This window comes from Microcystis sp. M165S2, from assembly GCF_020245885.1.
In the GTDB taxonomy this organism is placed as follows: domain Bacteria; phylum Cyanobacteriota; class Cyanobacteriia; order Cyanobacteriales; family Microcystaceae; genus Microcystis.
The window spans coordinates 1-13,583 of sequence record NZ_JADBTZ010000279.1 but is presented as its reverse complement, the minus strand read 5'-3'; the positions used below and the strand labels follow the sequence as shown (position 1 = coordinate 13,583).

Here is a 13,583-nt window from a genome sequence, read left to right as displayed (position 1 = left end):
GTAATTGCGGGTATATTGCTGAGAAAATGCCGTTAAATATTCGAGAATGGGACTGTCCAGACTGTGGGACACACCATGACCGAGATATTAACGCCAGTAAAAATATTTTGGCCGCAGGGCTTGCGGTGTCAGTCTGTGGAGCGACCATAAGACCAGAACAGAGTAAAACTGGGGCGGCAGGTGCGAAAAATCCTTCGGGAAAGAAGCAGAAACCTAAATCGTGAGGTTTGGGAATCGCCGTCCGTTTTACGGCGGCGAGGATGTCAAAATAATTTAGATTGTTCTTTTCTTGCACGTCCGCTCACCGATTGCCTCCCACCCAATGAGTTTAGAATCCGCTACCGATGAAGTTATTAAGCAAAATTTAGAACAATTTCTAATTGTTTTGTCCGTTTCCCTGAGTGTGGCCACGGTTTCGAGGATTTTTAGCTGGTTTCGCCAAATTCCTTACACCCTATTGTTAGTGATAGTCGGTTTGGGTTTAGCTTTTATCGATATCCGTCTGGTGAACCTATCCCCCGAACTGATTCTAGAAATTTTTCTGCCCCCTTTGCTATTTGAAGCCGCTTGGAATACGCGCTGGCGAGATCTGAAGGATAATTGGATTCCCGTCAGTCTTTTCGCTATTGTCGGCGTAATTATCTCGATTTTCGGGGTTGGTTTTGCCCTCGATAAATTGACCAATTTGCCCCTATTTACGGCATTATTGGTGGGTGCGAGCCTTTCTTCTACGGATCCCGTCGCTGTTGTCGCTCTTTTTCGCGAATTAGGGGCCAGTAAAAACCTCACCGTGCTTTTGGAAGGGGAAAGCTTATTTAATGATGGGGTTGCTGTCGTCGCTTTCGCTCTTTTGGTGGAAATTCCCCTCGGTGCTAGTGGTCTATCCTTAGAGACAACCATTAGCCGGATTGCCGCTTTTATCGGTATCGGGGTGGCAGTGGGTTGTTTAGTGGGTTTTGGTATCTCCTATCTGACTCAACGTCTGGATTTACCCCTAGTGGAACAGTCTTTAACTCTTGTGTCCGCCTACGGTGCTTATTTATTAACCGAGGAGTTCGGGGGTTCGGGGGTAATCGGAGTGGTGACTACGGGGATTATTTTAGGTAATTTTGGCTCTAGAATTAGTATGAGTCCCCGTACCCGCCTATTAGTCACGCAATTCTGGGAGTTTCTCGCTTTTTTTGTCAATTCGATCGTTTTTCTCCTCATCGGCGATCAGATTCGTCTCTCCAGTTTAGCCGATAATCTCAATTTAATTTTTATCACGATCGCTGCCGTGGTAGCGGCCCGTTTTCTGGCTACCTTTGCTTTAGCAACTGTTAGTAATGCCTTGATGGAAACTAAAATTAATTGGCGGGAAAAAACGGTTTTATGGTGGGGAGGTTTGCGTGGTTCCGTTTCTATTGCCCTAGCTTTAAGTGTGCCGGTTATTTTTCCCAATCGTCAGGATATCATCGATATCGTCTTCGGAGTTGTTCTCTTTACCCTTTTGGTTCAGGGATTAACTATTCAAACTTTCCTATCGAGATTAGACCTGATCGGTGATCAACCAATTCGAGAAAAGTATGCGGAACTTTTAGCCCGACGGGTAGCTTTAAAAAGGGTTTTAGACTATCTTTCTAAGTTAGATAAATCTCCCGATGTTGCCCCCGAATTTTTTAGTTATGAGCAGCATCTCGTCAAAGAAAAGTTAAAGACTGTAGAAGCGGAAATTCAATCTCTCAACGATAGTTATCCCCAATTACAGCTATTAACAATGGAACAACTTCGGGAAACCCTCCTAGATATCGAAGCTGATACCTACGCTGAATTTATTCGATCCGGTCGTTTAACTAGCAATTTATCCCCCGTCCTCCAAGAAATTCTCGCTGAAAGTAAAATTAGTGAACAGTAGGACTATTTTGGGGTATATACAATCAATCTCAATTCTCCTAACGATCAACGACTGGCTCCTATGACAAAAACCCCTGCAATTAATGAAGGGATGTTGTGGGGTTTTATGGGGGATTTTAGGAGACTTTTGTGGTTTCCTTTTCTGTCGATTTGGATGGCTTCAGTTTGCGCTTCAGGGTTGAAGCTGCGCCGGAGCCGAAAGTGATGATACTCAAACTGTTATTTTTTGTACTGTAGATTTTTTGGTTATTTCCTGAGGATGTCTGAACAATTGACCTTCATTTTGGTAGAAAACTTCATAATCTGGTGCCAGTTCAAGACGTAACTGTTTCCATAAATTAATTCCTTCTTGTTTAAAATCCATTTCAGCTTGCTGATTAGGAAAATCTGATAAAGGTGGATAGTCTTGATTTAAAGTCTTATCGTAAGTATCCTGCCATGCGTTTAAACGTTGAATGGTTGCTTGACTTAATGGTAATTCTTCAGGAGCAATGTTATCAATTTCATCTACTCCCCAAAGTGGGTAACTTCCATAATCTGCCCAAAGTTTGATTCTGATTGCCATAACTATCATTCCTGAATAAGTTTATTAATTAATCGAGTTGGAGTTGGATTAGCACTCACTAAGTAACCATTAGGACTAATTTCTAGAGAAACATACTGGATAATTCCATTGATTTCTACTTGATAAATTATGCGACTTTTTCCTTGTATGCCAATAATTGTCCCCTCACTAATAGCTGTTACAATTAAATCAGGAATTTGTGCTTCGGTAATACCTCTCTGGAGAAAATCTTCTCGATGATTTTCTAGAATATGCAGTAATCCAGAACCTCTCTCTCCTCCTTTTCCGGTTTCTAGAAAAATAATTTTCCCCTTAGGGTCTTGAGTAATTCTGATAATATTTTCTGGGGTATGTTTGATTCCTGCTTTTTTAAGTTCAGCAATCAGGAGTTTTTTCTGAGCGTTGTTGGGATGTTCCATCATTGCCGATTATAGCTCAAGATTGCGTAATTTGATCTAGTTTACTCACCCCTCAATTATACAATAAACCCCCTCAAGATTGAATGAAGGAGCATTTATAGTATTTTTAGAAGCAATTTAGCCTACTTTTGTCTTTTCCTTTTCTGTCGATTTGGAAGACTTGAGTTTGCGCTTGAGGGTTGAGGCTGCGCCGAGGGTGCCGAGGGCGAGGAGGCTGAGGGTTGAGGTGGGTTCGGGAACAGCCGCATTTTCGGGAACACCCGCATTAAGGATCACATTGTCTAGCCCAGAGAAGTCAGAACCAAAATGCCAATCCCCTTGAATGTACAGCCCATCAAGGCTACCGAGAACCGTTTGCATTTGGGTGACTGTCGGTTGCACTCCGCTCCCAATTATCCCCCATCCTGACGGAGTCAATGACACCGTGTAGGAGGTCCAACTTGTATCGGGGGGATTGACGACGGGACTAGCGAGTCTTAATCCAGCCCCTGTTAGGAGGACCAGGAAAGACGATACCGTAGGCTGATTCTGGTCGAATGTGTCAAGTTGCAACGAACCACCGTATGCAGCCGTTTGGTTGCCCAAAAACTTCGCAGGGGCTGCGAACAAAAAGTTGTTAGAACTCGGATCAGTCGAACTGATATAGCCTCCTGGATTCCCCCCGCTCGCATTATATGTGACAGGATATGTTCCAACAATATGAGTTAAATTACCATCCCAATCGGCAACACTCCAGCCTTCCGAGTCGGTATCGAAGGTGCTGCTACTGATAACGGTTGCGTGAACAGGATTCGCCAACACGAAAAAAAGTACCGAAGGAGCAACGGTAAAAATGGTGGTAGTGGCAACACATTTGAGAAACTGTTGCTGAAACGATTTAATTTTTTTCATAACCTTACCAAATGTAGATAACAAAACGATACACACTACCCCCCCGCAAAGTATCATACGATACAATTTAATCAATCTTTACATTCTTCTTTCTGACCAGCGATTCACGGGGGAAGGAGTCTCAGGTGGTTTCCCCTGTTTTACTCCTTCTCAGGCGAACTATCGTCTTCCGTGAGGTATTGTGGCGCGGTATGTGGGATTCGCTTTTGCGTTCTCCCTTGACTGCCCCTCAACTCGATCGCTAACCAAATTAAGTACGATTACCTCGCACCAACCAGATGATAGACTGGGGATAACAGAAATAACTGAATATGGCTAAATTACCGGAGGAAACCCTAACTAGCATTTTTGAGCTACTGCGTCAACTAGCGGAGCAGATAGAATACGCATCAGCGACGGAATGGCAACTTTTTACTGAATATGGGGAAAATGAGCGGACATTATCAGAATTAGAAGAATTATTTAATGCCAGAGAGAGGGTAATTAATTCCTACTCCCGAATTAATAATATCCTGCTGAGAATTTTACAAGAGCAGCCGACTCTCTCAAATACGATGCTAGAGATGTTAGAAAGAGCGATTTTGCAAGGAACAGCCAGCGTAGATGCTGTTAATGCTAGTGTTGATGAAGTTAAGAGGCAATGGAGCTTACTATGACTTACCGCACCTCCTATCCTGATGAAGCAACTAGAAAACAATGTCTTGAACGCTTACGGGAAACTAACCGCCAGATTGAGCTTTATAATCTCTTTTTAGACGATATACTCGCTCAACTCGAAACAGAATCCCGTCAAAAGAGACGAGAAAGGCTATTGCAAAGAGGGCAACCTATTGAATAGTAGGTAATTATGGAGTTAGAGTCAAAAGATGGAGTTCGAGTGGGATGACCAAAAGAACAACATCAATATTGAAAAACACGGGATCGACTTTAATTTTGCCAAGGAAATCTTTTCAGGAGTCTGGATATCAAAACCTGATAATCGCAGAGACTACGGCGAAGAAAGATTAATCGCTTTGGGACTTTTAGGAGAATTCGTCCTAGTTGCAGTGTACACTTTACGAGAACAGAAAATACGGCTTATATCTACAAGACGCGCTAATGCAGAGGAAAGGAGAATTTATTATGAGTATGTCGAGAGAGGAACAATTAAAGATCCTTGGTCAGATGAAAGATTCTGATATAGATTATTCAGATATACCTGCTACTGATGCCGAATTTTGGCAAGAAGCTACTGTTAATTCTCCTCTAAAAGTTCCTGTAACTCTGCAGCTTGATCCCTCAGTTGTTGCATCATGGTACATCAAGGTCTGGAGGAGAAATGGGTCTTACTCAACAGCGATGCCATTGAATTTGAAATCAGTAGGAACCCAGACCCTTTCAAAAAAGAGCAACTGGAATCCATCCTATCGGTTGCCACCCGTCGGCTCCCTTCGAGTGAGGCGATCAAATTGAGAGCCACAGCCTTGATGGAACTGGGTTTTAAGCTCTATTACCAAATTTCTAAATCCATGACAGACATCCACGCTCGAATGCTTGCCAAGCCTGCATTCGTTGTGACGCGAATAAAGAAAAATGGTATCCTATTGGTGATTTTCTCTCACTTATGGTGAGCAGCAGAAGTTGTTCAAAGAGGGCGAAGGCAATTCGCCCCTACAATAATATTATTGCGCCAATAGTAGGGGCGCACCGTGGTCAGTGAGTTTATCGAACTGCGTGCGCCCAAATGTAATATAGATATTTATACAAAATTGAGATGCACCCAATTCACACTCTGGAAAGAGGGAAAACCAGAACAAAAAAGGGAAAAATATCTGTAATTAATTCTGTCGGGGTGATTAGAAAGGAATATCGTCTAAATTTTCCTCCACTGATGTGTCAGAAGGTTGCCAAGCAGAAGGATTAGAAAGTTCATAGGATGCGTCGTATTCAAAATCACCGGTGGAGACAGGTGCGACGGGTTTTTCCACCTCGGTTTTATTAGATTTATAGGTATTGATTGGTACGACTTTTTCTGGAGTCGAGGCCGTCATTTCACCGCTACTCATGCTGCCGTCAAGATGATAAAGATGACTAATAACTAATTCGGCCCGTTTTTCCTTAAAACCTTCGGGACGATCGATCATTTGCATGGAGAGACGGCCTTCCAAAATGACCTGATCACCTTCATTATAGTTCTGAGCGACTTCTGAGGCTAAATTTCCCCAAGCTACGGCCTTTAAATTAGCCGGGGTTGCCTCGGCACGATTGGGAGAAAACTCGACTAACATTTGAGCGTAGGGAGTTTGATTATCTTGGGTATAACGTAATTCGGGACGACGGACAATTTTAGCCATTAAAATGCAACTGTTCATGGTCGGAAATCAGTCTGAATTTTTCTAATAGCACCATTGTACTGAAAAAGTACAATGATCACCACTGTGGAGGTTAGGGAATTTTATGGGACTCTGGTTAAGAAAAAATCTCTTTAACACTTGGTACAACGTCATCTTAACCCTTGCGGGTCTATTTCTCAGCCTCTGGGGTGGCTTAAGTTTTCTCGATTGGGCGATAAATCAGGCAAAATGGGCTGTAGTGACGGAAAATATCGGTTTATTTCTGGTCGGTCGTTATCCGGAACAGTCAATATGGCGAATTTGGCTGATTTTAACGATAATTGCGGCTTTATCACTGTTTTCTTGGCAATTAAACCAGGGTCGCTTCCCCGATTGTCCCGCTTTTCTCCGACGCTGGTGGGGATTGATCTGGTTATTGACTTTACCTTTAATTGCTTGGTTACTATTGGGGGGATTATTTTTAACGACAATCCCCCTCGATGATCTCAGTGGTTTAATCTTAACTTTATTAGTAGCGATCGCAAGTATGATTTTATCTTTCCCCTTGGGGGTATTATTAGCCCTGGGGAGACAGAGTGAATTACCGGCAATTCGTTGGCTATCTATTGGCTATATCGAATTATTGCGCGGGTTGCCTTTGTTGGGAATTTTATTCATGGCCCAGGTGATGTTACCCTTAATTTTACCCGCCGGGACTAGACCAGAACGGGTGATCAGAGCGATCGCTGGATTTACTCTTTTTGCAGCAGCCTATCTGGCCGAAAATGTCCGCGGTGGTTTACAAGCGATTCCCAAAGGTCAAATTGAAGCGGCCAAAGCTTTGGGTTTAAAACCGATTTTCGTTTTATTATTGATCGTTCTACCCCAAGCTTTAAAAGCGGTCATTCCCGCTATTGTTGGTCAATTTATCAGTTTATTTAAGGATACTTCCCTACTGGCGATCGTGGGACTGGTGGACCTCTTGGGTATGGCAGGATCGGTTTTGGCTAATCCGAAATTTATCGGCGATTATCCAGAAGTTTATCTATTTTTGGCGTTTATTTACTGGATTTTCTGTTATTCTATGTCCCTAGCCAGTCGTAGGTTAGAACAGCGTTGATTGGGGTGTGGGAAGTTTTATCAGTGAACAGTGAAAAGTGAACAGTAAACTGAAAACTCCCATCTGATCACTGATTACTGATCACTGATAGATGGCTACCTAGCTTTTTGTCATAAATATTGATATTATTTAAGAATCAGCAGCAATTTATGGTAAATATATTTATTTAGGAGAGGGAGAAAATGGCTGGATTCTTTGGCCTGTTTGGCAATAAGACGAAATACGTCGATGAACCGATGGATCTGAGCGCACCGGAACCGAAAGAGGCTTTTTACTTGGAACCCGATGATGCTAAAACTCTCGGTGATATCGACTTTATGCGGACACCGATCACGATCCGACGTACTTTCCCGAAAACTGCCTCGAATAAAAAGGGTGGCGAATCGATTAAACAGATTTCTTCCATGGAAGTCAGCAAAGTCACCGATAACGGTATTGTGGCAAAATCGGCGACTTCCGAGGCTAATGGTAACGGTAACGGTACTAATGATAACGGTCGTCGCACTAACGATGACAGTATCAATCCTTTCCTGAAAATGGCCCGCGAAATCAAGAAATAGTATAGTAAGGCGAGCATTGGCTACCCTTGAGATCAAACTTTGGTGGGGAAAGCCCACCTTTTTTTATGACCATTATTAACGGAAAAACCAAGTTATTAGGCGTAATCGGCGATCCCATCGGCCATACTCTTTCTCCCCTCATGCACAATGCCGCTATCGATGCCTTGGGGGTAAATTATGTCTATCTTCCCCTACCTATCGCCCCGGAAAATTTGGCAACTGCGATCGCTGGCTTGGCCGCCATTGATCTACAGGGTTTGAGCGTTACGATTCCCCATAAATTAGCAATTATTCCCTTATTATCGCAAATTACCGAGAAAGCAAGGCTAGTAGGCGCAGTTAATACCGTCTGGCGCACGGAAACCGGTTGGCAGGGAACGAATACCGATGTGGATGGTTTTCTCGCACCCTTGAAATCCCTTGACAAAGATTGGAGTCGGGTGAATCCAGTTATTTTAGGCAATGGCGGCGCTGCTCGGGCGGTAGTGGTGGCTTGCGCCCAGTTGGGCTGTGGCAAAATTCATCTGGTAGGACGCAATCAAAAGAAATTAGATCCTTTTAAAGAAAGTTGGGCGAATACAAGCCTCTATGACCTCCTAGAAGTGCATAGCTGGGACGAATTAGAGGGGCTGGTATCCACCACAGAACTCCTGATTAATTCTACCCCGATCGGAATGTCCCCCCAGGGCGAACAATCCCCAGTTGAGTTAGAATTATTAGACCTTTTATCCCCATCGGCGATCGCCTACGATCTAATTTATAATCCCCGGCCGAGCAAATTTCTCCGGTTAGCCCAGACTAGAGGGATAAGAATTATTGATGGGTTAGAAATGTTAGTTAATCAGGGAGCGATCGCACTAGAAATCTGGTTAGGTCAACCCGTCCCCGTCTCGGTGATGCGGGAAGCTCTGTTAAAACAATTCTAAATGCTAAAATCCTATTTCTGGCTTTATTTATGCCCCCTTCTAGCTCCTTTTGGAAAACTCTGAATAACTCGATTCTAGTACGCTATCTATTATTATTTGGCTGTGGCTGGAGTCTAATTATCTTAATTAACTATTTCTACGGGATGATCGCTATTTTTACCGGTTCGGCAGTCCTGGCCGCTCTATTAAATTATCCCGTGGTTTGGTTATCCCGTTATCTACCGAGAGGACTAGCCATTGCTATTACCACCCTAGTAGCTTTTATCCTCCTATTTAGATTAGTCACAGGCATAGGATTAGAAGCGGTTAATCAGGGGAGAGGACTACTATTCAATCTTACCGATGCCCTTGGTCAAAAAGATTTTTTACCCTTTCAAGACTTTCTCGATCGATTAGATTTGAATAAAATGGTGGGAAGCTTACAAACCGGTTTAGCCACGGGTTTATCGATCGTACAAGGAGTTTTTTCCAGTGTCTTTACGGTCATTTTCGGGGCGGTGATCAGTGTTTATATGCTCATTGATGGTGATAAACTCTGGCGAGGTTTTTTGCAACTTCTCCCCATAGCATACCGGGAGCGTTTTGCCAAGTCTTTTCGACAAAGTTTTCTGGGATTTATTCGCGGGCAACTGTTGTTAATGCTCTTTTTATCGGTGACGAGTTTCTTAAGTTTTTCCCTATTAGGAATCAAATATGGGCTAATTTTAGCGAGCATTCTCGGTGTTATCGATGCTATCCCGGGTATCGGGGCAACCCTGGGCATTTTGTTGGTAACTATCTTGACTTTTACCTCCCAGGGACTAGCAGTTGCCGTTAAAGCTTTTATTGTCTGTGTTGTCTTGGTGCAAATTCAAGATAATATTATTCGCCCTAAAGTTATGGGCAATGCCCTAGAATTAAACCCAGTAATTTTATTTTTATCCCTCTTTATCGGCGAAAGAGTTGCGGGATTATTAGGGGTTTTTCTATCCATTCCCATCGCCGGGATGATCGCGATCTGGATCGGTTCAAGTGAAGAAAAACAAATAACAGCTTTAGAGGAAAATCAGTTAGGAGAAAGTCAAGAGAATTAAGAGCCGATCCTCGGTCTCTACTATACAATTAGGGAAATTTGTTATCCACAACACTCGATCGCTAAGTAGGTAGGCGTTAAAAGTCATCAGATCCCCCCGCCTATCGGCACCCCCCTTATCAAGGGGGGCAGGGGGGATCGAACCTAAAATCCATTTTTAATTTAATTATAACCAGCTACTTACCTATGGAAAACTTAGATTTAAAGAAATCCTCGCCCCTCTTATTTATCTCACCGTTTTTTCTCTGGGGAACAGCGATGGTAGCGATGAAGGGTGTTATCCCTCATACCACCCCCCTATTTATGGCGGGAATTCGCCTTGTCCCCGCCGGAATGTTAGTTTTAATAGTAGCTTGGTTTTTAGGTCGTCCTCAGCCCAAAACCCTGCAAGCGTGGCTATGGATTGCCCTTTTTGCTCTGATGGATGCCACTCTTTTTCAAGGTTTTCTGGCATTGGGATTAAATCGCACCGGGGCGGGGTTAGGATCGGTAATTATTGACTCGCAACCCCTAGCGGTGGCTTTAATGTCGAGTTGGCTATTTAAAGAAGTTATCGGTGTCTGGGGATGGTTGGGATTGGGTTTAGGAATTGGGGGAATTAGTTTAATTGGCTTGCCCGATCAATGGTTTTATGACTTTTTTGGACAAAAAGCGGTAAATATTGACTTTAGCTGGCAGGAATTACTAAATAGCGGCGAAATGCTGATGCTTTTGGCTTCCCTGTCCATGGCGGTGGGAACAGTCTTAATCCGGTTTGTCTGTCGTCATGCGGATCCCGTCAGCGCCACGGGATGGCACATGATTTTAGGAGGATTGCCGCTATTTTTAGCTTCAGGTTTCAGAGAATCCCATCAATGGCAGAATATCGATTTCAATGGTTGGTTAGCTTTAAGTTATGCCACTATTTTTGGTAGTGCGATCGCCTATGGAATATTCTTTTATTTAGCCGCCAAGGGCAATTTAACCAGTTTAAGTTCTTTAACTTTTTTAACTCCGGTTTTTGCCCTCACTTTCGGTAATTTATTCCTCGGTGAGATGTTAAGTATATTGCAATGGGTGGGGGTATCTTTAACCCTCGTTAGTATTTATTTAATCAATCAAAGGGAAAGAATCGCCCCACAATTGCGGGCAATTTTTGCTAATCTTTCCTCACTTATACCCAAAAGCAACTAACTCAAATTCCGTCCGAATTACCTCGACTCTGGCAAAATTTGCTTCTTGTAATTTCTGGTTGAGATTTTGAGAGGTAAAACCAGTTTTATGAGCCATATAGGGCATCCCAGGCACTTCTGTTCCCATGCCGTAAAACATCCATAAAGCACGCACGGGACCACCGGGAGAAATATATAAAGGTTCATTTTCCATATCGCCTCTAGCGACAAATTCGGCGGCAGTTTGCATATCGGGAACCACGATCATCAAAAAGCCTTCGGGTTTAAGAATGCGTTTAAATTCCTCGAGGGCGATGGGAACTTCGTAATGATAAATATGTTCTAAATTATGACTAGAAAAAACCCCATCGACGGAGTTATCGGGAACGGCACTTAAATCGGTAATCGTTCCTAAAATATCGGGGTTAACAGCGGTATTGATATCGAGGCGAATTTCTTGCCAATTGCCATCGCGGAATAGTTGGGGTAGAGCTTCGGGATTGTAGGGACCACAACCCACATTTAAAACCAGTTTTTTCGGGGATTTTAGCGGTGTTATCCCCCGGGGAGCATTCCAAGCTAATAAACAAATATTTTTGAAACCAAGCAAACCGTGATTAGCGACTTGATCATCTAAAATTATCTGGGCTTGGGGATGGGTTTTAAGAAAATCTTTTATTGCTTGTTGGAGAGCAGGATGCTGACATTTATTGATAATAATTAAAGCGGAATCAGACCAGAATTTTTGGGCTAAAAGTAAGGAGATCAAGAGCGAACGATAGTCTTCGGCGGCATCGTAGTAATAAACTCCCAGCTTTTCTTCACTGTTTAATTCTTCCAGATCATCGAAAAAGTTTTCCGTTTCTTGATCGCTTAAAAATATCTGTTCTGATAGTCGAAAATCCTCCAAATCCTGAGATAATATAGTTAGTTTTTCTCCCGATGGATCGTATTTAAAAAAAGCTTCCACGCCATAACCGTGGCGATCGCTATTATTCCAGAAAGCGGCGACTAAACTACCGCGACGAAAACAACCCACTTGACAGTAAACCTCGTCCTGTTGCAGACAGGCAACGGCTAGATTGAGTAGGGGAAAGAGATTGAGATCGGTATAGGAGGCGTTTTTTTGGCTTAAAAGGGTTAATTGCTCGGAAATAGGCGACATTAAAGGCGATCCCCAATCCTGATACTGTTGGGGCAGTTTTTCTAAGAATTGCTGTAAATCCATACCTTGGCTCTTGTAAAAGTGACGATCCTCACCTCTAATCATAGATCGTTAAGCTAAGACGTATTTAAACCGCTTATTTTTAGATTAGCCGAATCTCCCCCAATCCCTTTACTGTTTTTTGCATGACTCTTGCCTCGTCTGGCCCAAGCAATTTAAATTACGAACAGCTTATCTTAGGGATGAAGTCAGCGCCTTAATTGTCAGAGAATGCTAATCTGATCTATCAGCCCATTAGCACAAGCAGAGGAACCTCTGATATGCCCTACAACCGCTTCCAGATCAAATTTTGGGGAGTACGGGGAAGTATTCCCTGTCCAGGTTCGGAAACCGTTCGTTATGGTGGTAATACTTCCTGTGTGGAGATGCAAGTCGGTAGAGAAAGATTAATCTTTGACGGTGGTACGGGGTTACGCGCCCTAGGACAGTCTTTGATGGCAGAAAGTCCAGCGAAAGCCCATTTATTTTTCAGCCACTCCCATTGGGATCATATTCAGGGTTTTCCTTTTTTTATGCCCGCTTTTATCAGGGGTAATACTTTTAAAATCTATGGGGTTCCCTCCCCCAACGGGGCAACCATCAAGCAAAAATTACACGATCAGATGTTACATCCTAATTTTCCCGTGCCTTTGCAGATTATGCGGGCCGATTTAGAATTTTATGATCTAGAAATGGGCGAAACCCTCCACTGTGGGGATGTCACCGTCGAAACCCGTCCTTTAAATCATCCAGGAGACGCGGTGGGTTATCGGGTAAATTGGCAGGGTTTATCGGCAGCTTATATTACTGATACCGAACATTTTCCCGATCGCCTTGATGATAACGTTCTGGCTTTGGCTCGGCAAGCGGATGTCATGATCATTGATGCTACCTACACCGATGAGGAATACAACGATCCTAAGTATTCTAAGGTGGGTTGGGGTCATTCCACTTGGCAGCAGGCAGTCAAAATCGCTAAGACAGCGCAAGTTAAGCAGTTAGTTCTATTTCATCACGATCCCGCCCATAATGACGATTTTCTCGATTGCATTGGGGAACAGGTAAGAAGGGTTTTCCCTGAAACTATTCTCGCCCGGGAAGGCCTCTCGATCGAACTGCGACCGGGAGATGATCAGATAGATGAAGTGTAATCTAAATAGGTAGGCGTTAAAAATTATCAGATGCCCCCCTTATTAAGGAGGATCCCCCCGCCTATCGGCACCCCCCTTATCAAGGGGGGCAGGGTAGGGCTGTTTCATTCTCCCATCAGAATATCAAAAGTAAAAGCGATCACTGTCTTTGTAAAATGAAAAGTGACCGCCAACTTTTTAAATATATGTTGAGCTTAATAGAAAAACTGAAACAAGTCAAGGACTTTCGGAAAGATAAAGGAAAAAGACACCCTTTATGGATAGTATTATTAGTAATAATACTGGGAACAATGCTAGGATACTCAGGTTATAGAGAGCT

The 13,583-nt window shown here is 43.2% G+C and carries 18 protein-coding genes and 1 pseudogene; 13 read left to right on the top strand and 6 right to left on the bottom strand.

What is annotated here, in order from left to right:
- Both IM479_RS14170 and IM479_RS14165 read left to right on the top strand, forming a co-directional pair.
- Positions 1-224 (top strand): zinc ribbon domain-containing protein (locus IM479_RS14170; protein WP_287699468.1); only part of this gene is annotated, 224 nt, incomplete at its 5' end.
- Between the two features lie 98 nt (positions 225-322).
- Positions 323-1,894 carry a Na+/H+ antiporter gene (locus IM479_RS14165; protein ID WP_287684373.1) on the top strand — a complete coding sequence of 524 codons (1,572 nt, stop codon included), beginning with the start codon at positions 323-325 and terminating at the stop codon, positions 1,892-1,894.
- A gap of 115 nt (positions 1,895-2,009) precedes the next feature.
- On the opposite strand, the pseudogene IM479_RS22710 reads toward IM479_RS14165, so the two are convergent.
- The 4 genes and pseudogenes from IM479_RS22710 to IM479_RS14150 all read right to left on the bottom strand — a co-directional run.
- A pseudogene (locus tag IM479_RS22710) lies at positions 2,010-2,084 on the bottom strand (PEP-CTERM sorting domain-containing protein); the annotation flags it as partial.
- 20 nt (positions 2,085-2,104) lie between these two features.
- Positions 2,105-2,458, bottom strand: coding sequence for an immunity protein CdiI family protein (locus IM479_RS14160; protein WP_287684371.1), 354 nt, complete (start codon positions 2,456-2,458; stop codon positions 2,105-2,107).
- A gap of 5 nt (positions 2,459-2,463) precedes the next feature.
- The gene (locus tag IM479_RS14155; protein WP_287684369.1) at positions 2,464-2,880 is read right to left on the bottom strand and encodes a hypothetical protein; all 417 of its coding nucleotides are present in this window, start codon (positions 2,878-2,880) and stop codon (positions 2,464-2,466) included.
- Positions 2,881-2,994: 114 nt separating this feature from the next.
- The gene (locus IM479_RS14150; RefSeq protein ID WP_287684368.1) at positions 2,995-3,768 is read right to left on the bottom strand and encodes a laminin B domain-containing protein; all 774 of its coding nucleotides are present in this window, start codon (positions 3,766-3,768) and stop codon (positions 2,995-2,997) included.
- A 311-nt stretch (positions 3,769-4,079) separates the two neighbouring features.
- Here IM479_RS14150 and IM479_RS14145 point away from each other — a divergent pair, with 311 nt between their 5' ends.
- From IM479_RS14145 to IM479_RS14130, 4 genes are all read left to right on the top strand, one after another.
- Positions 4,080-4,424: a hypothetical protein gene (locus IM479_RS14145; protein ID WP_287684367.1), complete on the top strand. Its 345-nt coding sequence runs from the start codon at positions 4,080-4,082 to the stop codon at positions 4,422-4,424.
- Complete coding sequence (locus IM479_RS14140; RefSeq protein WP_287684366.1) at positions 4,421-4,606, top strand: hypothetical protein; 186 nt, start codon at positions 4,421-4,423, stop codon at positions 4,604-4,606. Before IM479_RS14145 ends, IM479_RS14140 begins: the two co-directional genes overlap by 4 nt.
- A 28-nt stretch (positions 4,607-4,634) precedes the next feature.
- Positions 4,635-4,946: a BrnT family toxin gene (locus tag IM479_RS14135; protein ID WP_185240555.1), complete on the top strand. Its 312-nt coding sequence runs from the start codon at positions 4,635-4,637 to the stop codon at positions 4,944-4,946.
- 114 nt (positions 4,947-5,060) lie between these two features.
- Positions 5,061-5,378: a hypothetical protein gene (locus IM479_RS14130; protein ID WP_286823742.1), complete on the top strand. Its 318-nt coding sequence runs from the start codon at positions 5,061-5,063 to the stop codon at positions 5,376-5,378.
- A gap of 225 nt (positions 5,379-5,603) precedes the next feature.
- Here the strand turns inward: IM479_RS14130 and IM479_RS14125 are convergent, their stop codons facing one another.
- A complete protein-coding gene (locus tag IM479_RS14125; RefSeq protein ID WP_286823743.1) occupies positions 5,604-6,119 on the bottom strand; it encodes a single-stranded DNA-binding protein in 516 nt (171 codons plus the stop codon).
- A gap of 85 nt (positions 6,120-6,204) precedes the next feature.
- On the opposite strand from IM479_RS14125, the gene IM479_RS14120 reads away from it, so the two are divergent.
- From IM479_RS14120 to IM479_RS14100, 5 genes are all read left to right on the top strand, one after another.
- Complete coding sequence (locus IM479_RS14120; protein ID WP_287684363.1) at positions 6,205-7,200, top strand: amino acid ABC transporter permease; 996 nt, start codon at positions 6,205-6,207, stop codon at positions 7,198-7,200.
- A gap of 182 nt (positions 7,201-7,382) precedes the next feature.
- Positions 7,383-7,760, top strand: coding sequence for a hypothetical protein (locus IM479_RS14115; RefSeq protein WP_286823745.1), 378 nt, complete (start codon positions 7,383-7,385; stop codon positions 7,758-7,760).
- 65 nt (positions 7,761-7,825) lie between these two features.
- Entirely contained in the window at positions 7,826-8,686 is an 861-nt protein-coding gene (locus tag IM479_RS14110) for a shikimate dehydrogenase (protein WP_287684361.1), read from the top strand.
- Positions 8,687-8,715: 29 nt separating this feature from the next.
- Entirely contained in the window at positions 8,716-9,759 is a 1,044-nt protein-coding gene (locus IM479_RS14105) for an AI-2E family transporter (RefSeq protein WP_287684359.1), read from the top strand.
- Positions 9,760-9,944: 185 nt separating this feature from the next.
- Positions 9,945-10,931: a DMT family transporter gene (locus tag IM479_RS14100; protein ID WP_287684358.1), complete on the top strand. Its 987-nt coding sequence runs from the start codon at positions 9,945-9,947 to the stop codon at positions 10,929-10,931.
- On the opposite strand, the gene IM479_RS14095 is transcribed toward IM479_RS14100, so the two are convergent.
- Positions 10,908-12,137, bottom strand: a complete 1,230-nt coding sequence (locus IM479_RS14095; RefSeq protein ID WP_353737548.1) for a class I SAM-dependent methyltransferase — start codon at positions 12,135-12,137, stop codon at positions 10,908-10,910. The two genes, IM479_RS14100 and IM479_RS14095, sit on opposite strands and share 24 nt — an antisense overlap.
- Positions 12,138-12,394: 257 nt before the next feature.
- Between IM479_RS14095 and IM479_RS14090 the strand changes: the two genes are divergently transcribed.
- Both IM479_RS14090 and IM479_RS14085 read left to right on the top strand, forming a co-directional pair.
- The gene (locus tag IM479_RS14090; protein ID WP_287684356.1) at positions 12,395-13,264 is read left to right on the top strand and encodes an MBL fold metallo-hydrolase; all 870 of its coding nucleotides are present in this window, start codon (positions 12,395-12,397) and stop codon (positions 13,262-13,264) included.
- 185 nt (positions 13,265-13,449) lie between these two features.
- Positions 13,450-13,583: transposase family protein (locus IM479_RS14085; protein WP_287684375.1), on the top strand; the 134-nt coding region annotated here is incomplete at its 3' end.

What these genes read in the sequence shown, in the direction of transcription:
- IM479_RS14165 (WP_287684373.1), top strand. Translation starts at nt 323, where the DNA reads ATGAGTTTAGAATCCGCTACCGATGAAGTTATTAAGCAAAATTTAGAA.
- IM479_RS14160 (WP_287684371.1), bottom strand. Translation starts at nt 2,458, where the DNA reads ATGGCAATCAGAATCAAACTTTGGGCAGATTATGGAAGTTACCCACTT.
- IM479_RS14155 (WP_287684369.1), bottom strand. Translation starts at nt 2,880, where the DNA reads ATGATGGAACATCCCAACAACGCTCAGAAAAAACTCCTGATTGCTGAA.
- IM479_RS14150 (WP_287684368.1), bottom strand. Translation starts at nt 3,768, where the DNA reads ATGAAAAAAATTAAATCGTTTCAGCAACAGTTTCTCAAATGTGTTGCC.
- IM479_RS14145 (WP_287684367.1), top strand. Translation starts at nt 4,080, where the DNA reads ATGGCTAAATTACCGGAGGAAACCCTAACTAGCATTTTTGAGCTACTG.
- IM479_RS14140 (WP_287684366.1), top strand. Translation starts at nt 4,421, where the DNA reads ATGACTTACCGCACCTCCTATCCTGATGAAGCAACTAGAAAACAATGT.
- IM479_RS14135 (WP_185240555.1), top strand. Translation starts at nt 4,635, where the DNA reads ATGGAGTTCGAGTGGGATGACCAAAAGAACAACATCAATATTGAAAAA.
- IM479_RS14130 (WP_286823742.1), top strand. Translation starts at nt 5,061, where the DNA reads ATGGTACATCAAGGTCTGGAGGAGAAATGGGTCTTACTCAACAGCGAT.
- IM479_RS14125 (WP_286823743.1), bottom strand. Translation starts at nt 6,119, where the DNA reads ATGAACAGTTGCATTTTAATGGCTAAAATTGTCCGTCGTCCCGAATTA.
- IM479_RS14120 (WP_287684363.1), top strand. Translation starts at nt 6,205, where the DNA reads ATGGGACTCTGGTTAAGAAAAAATCTCTTTAACACTTGGTACAACGTC.
- IM479_RS14115 (WP_286823745.1), top strand. Translation starts at nt 7,383, where the DNA reads ATGGCTGGATTCTTTGGCCTGTTTGGCAATAAGACGAAATACGTCGAT.
- IM479_RS14110 (WP_287684361.1), top strand. Translation starts at nt 7,826, where the DNA reads ATGACCATTATTAACGGAAAAACCAAGTTATTAGGCGTAATCGGCGAT.
- IM479_RS14105 (WP_287684359.1), top strand. Translation starts at nt 8,716, where the DNA reads ATGCCCCCTTCTAGCTCCTTTTGGAAAACTCTGAATAACTCGATTCTA.
- IM479_RS14100 (WP_287684358.1), top strand. Translation starts at nt 9,945, where the DNA reads ATGGAAAACTTAGATTTAAAGAAATCCTCGCCCCTCTTATTTATCTCA.
- IM479_RS14095 (WP_353737548.1), bottom strand. Translation starts at nt 12,137, where the DNA reads ATGGATTTACAGCAATTCTTAGAAAAACTGCCCCAACAGTATCAGGAT.
- IM479_RS14090 (WP_287684356.1), top strand. Translation starts at nt 12,395, where the DNA reads ATGCCCTACAACCGCTTCCAGATCAAATTTTGGGGAGTACGGGGAAGT.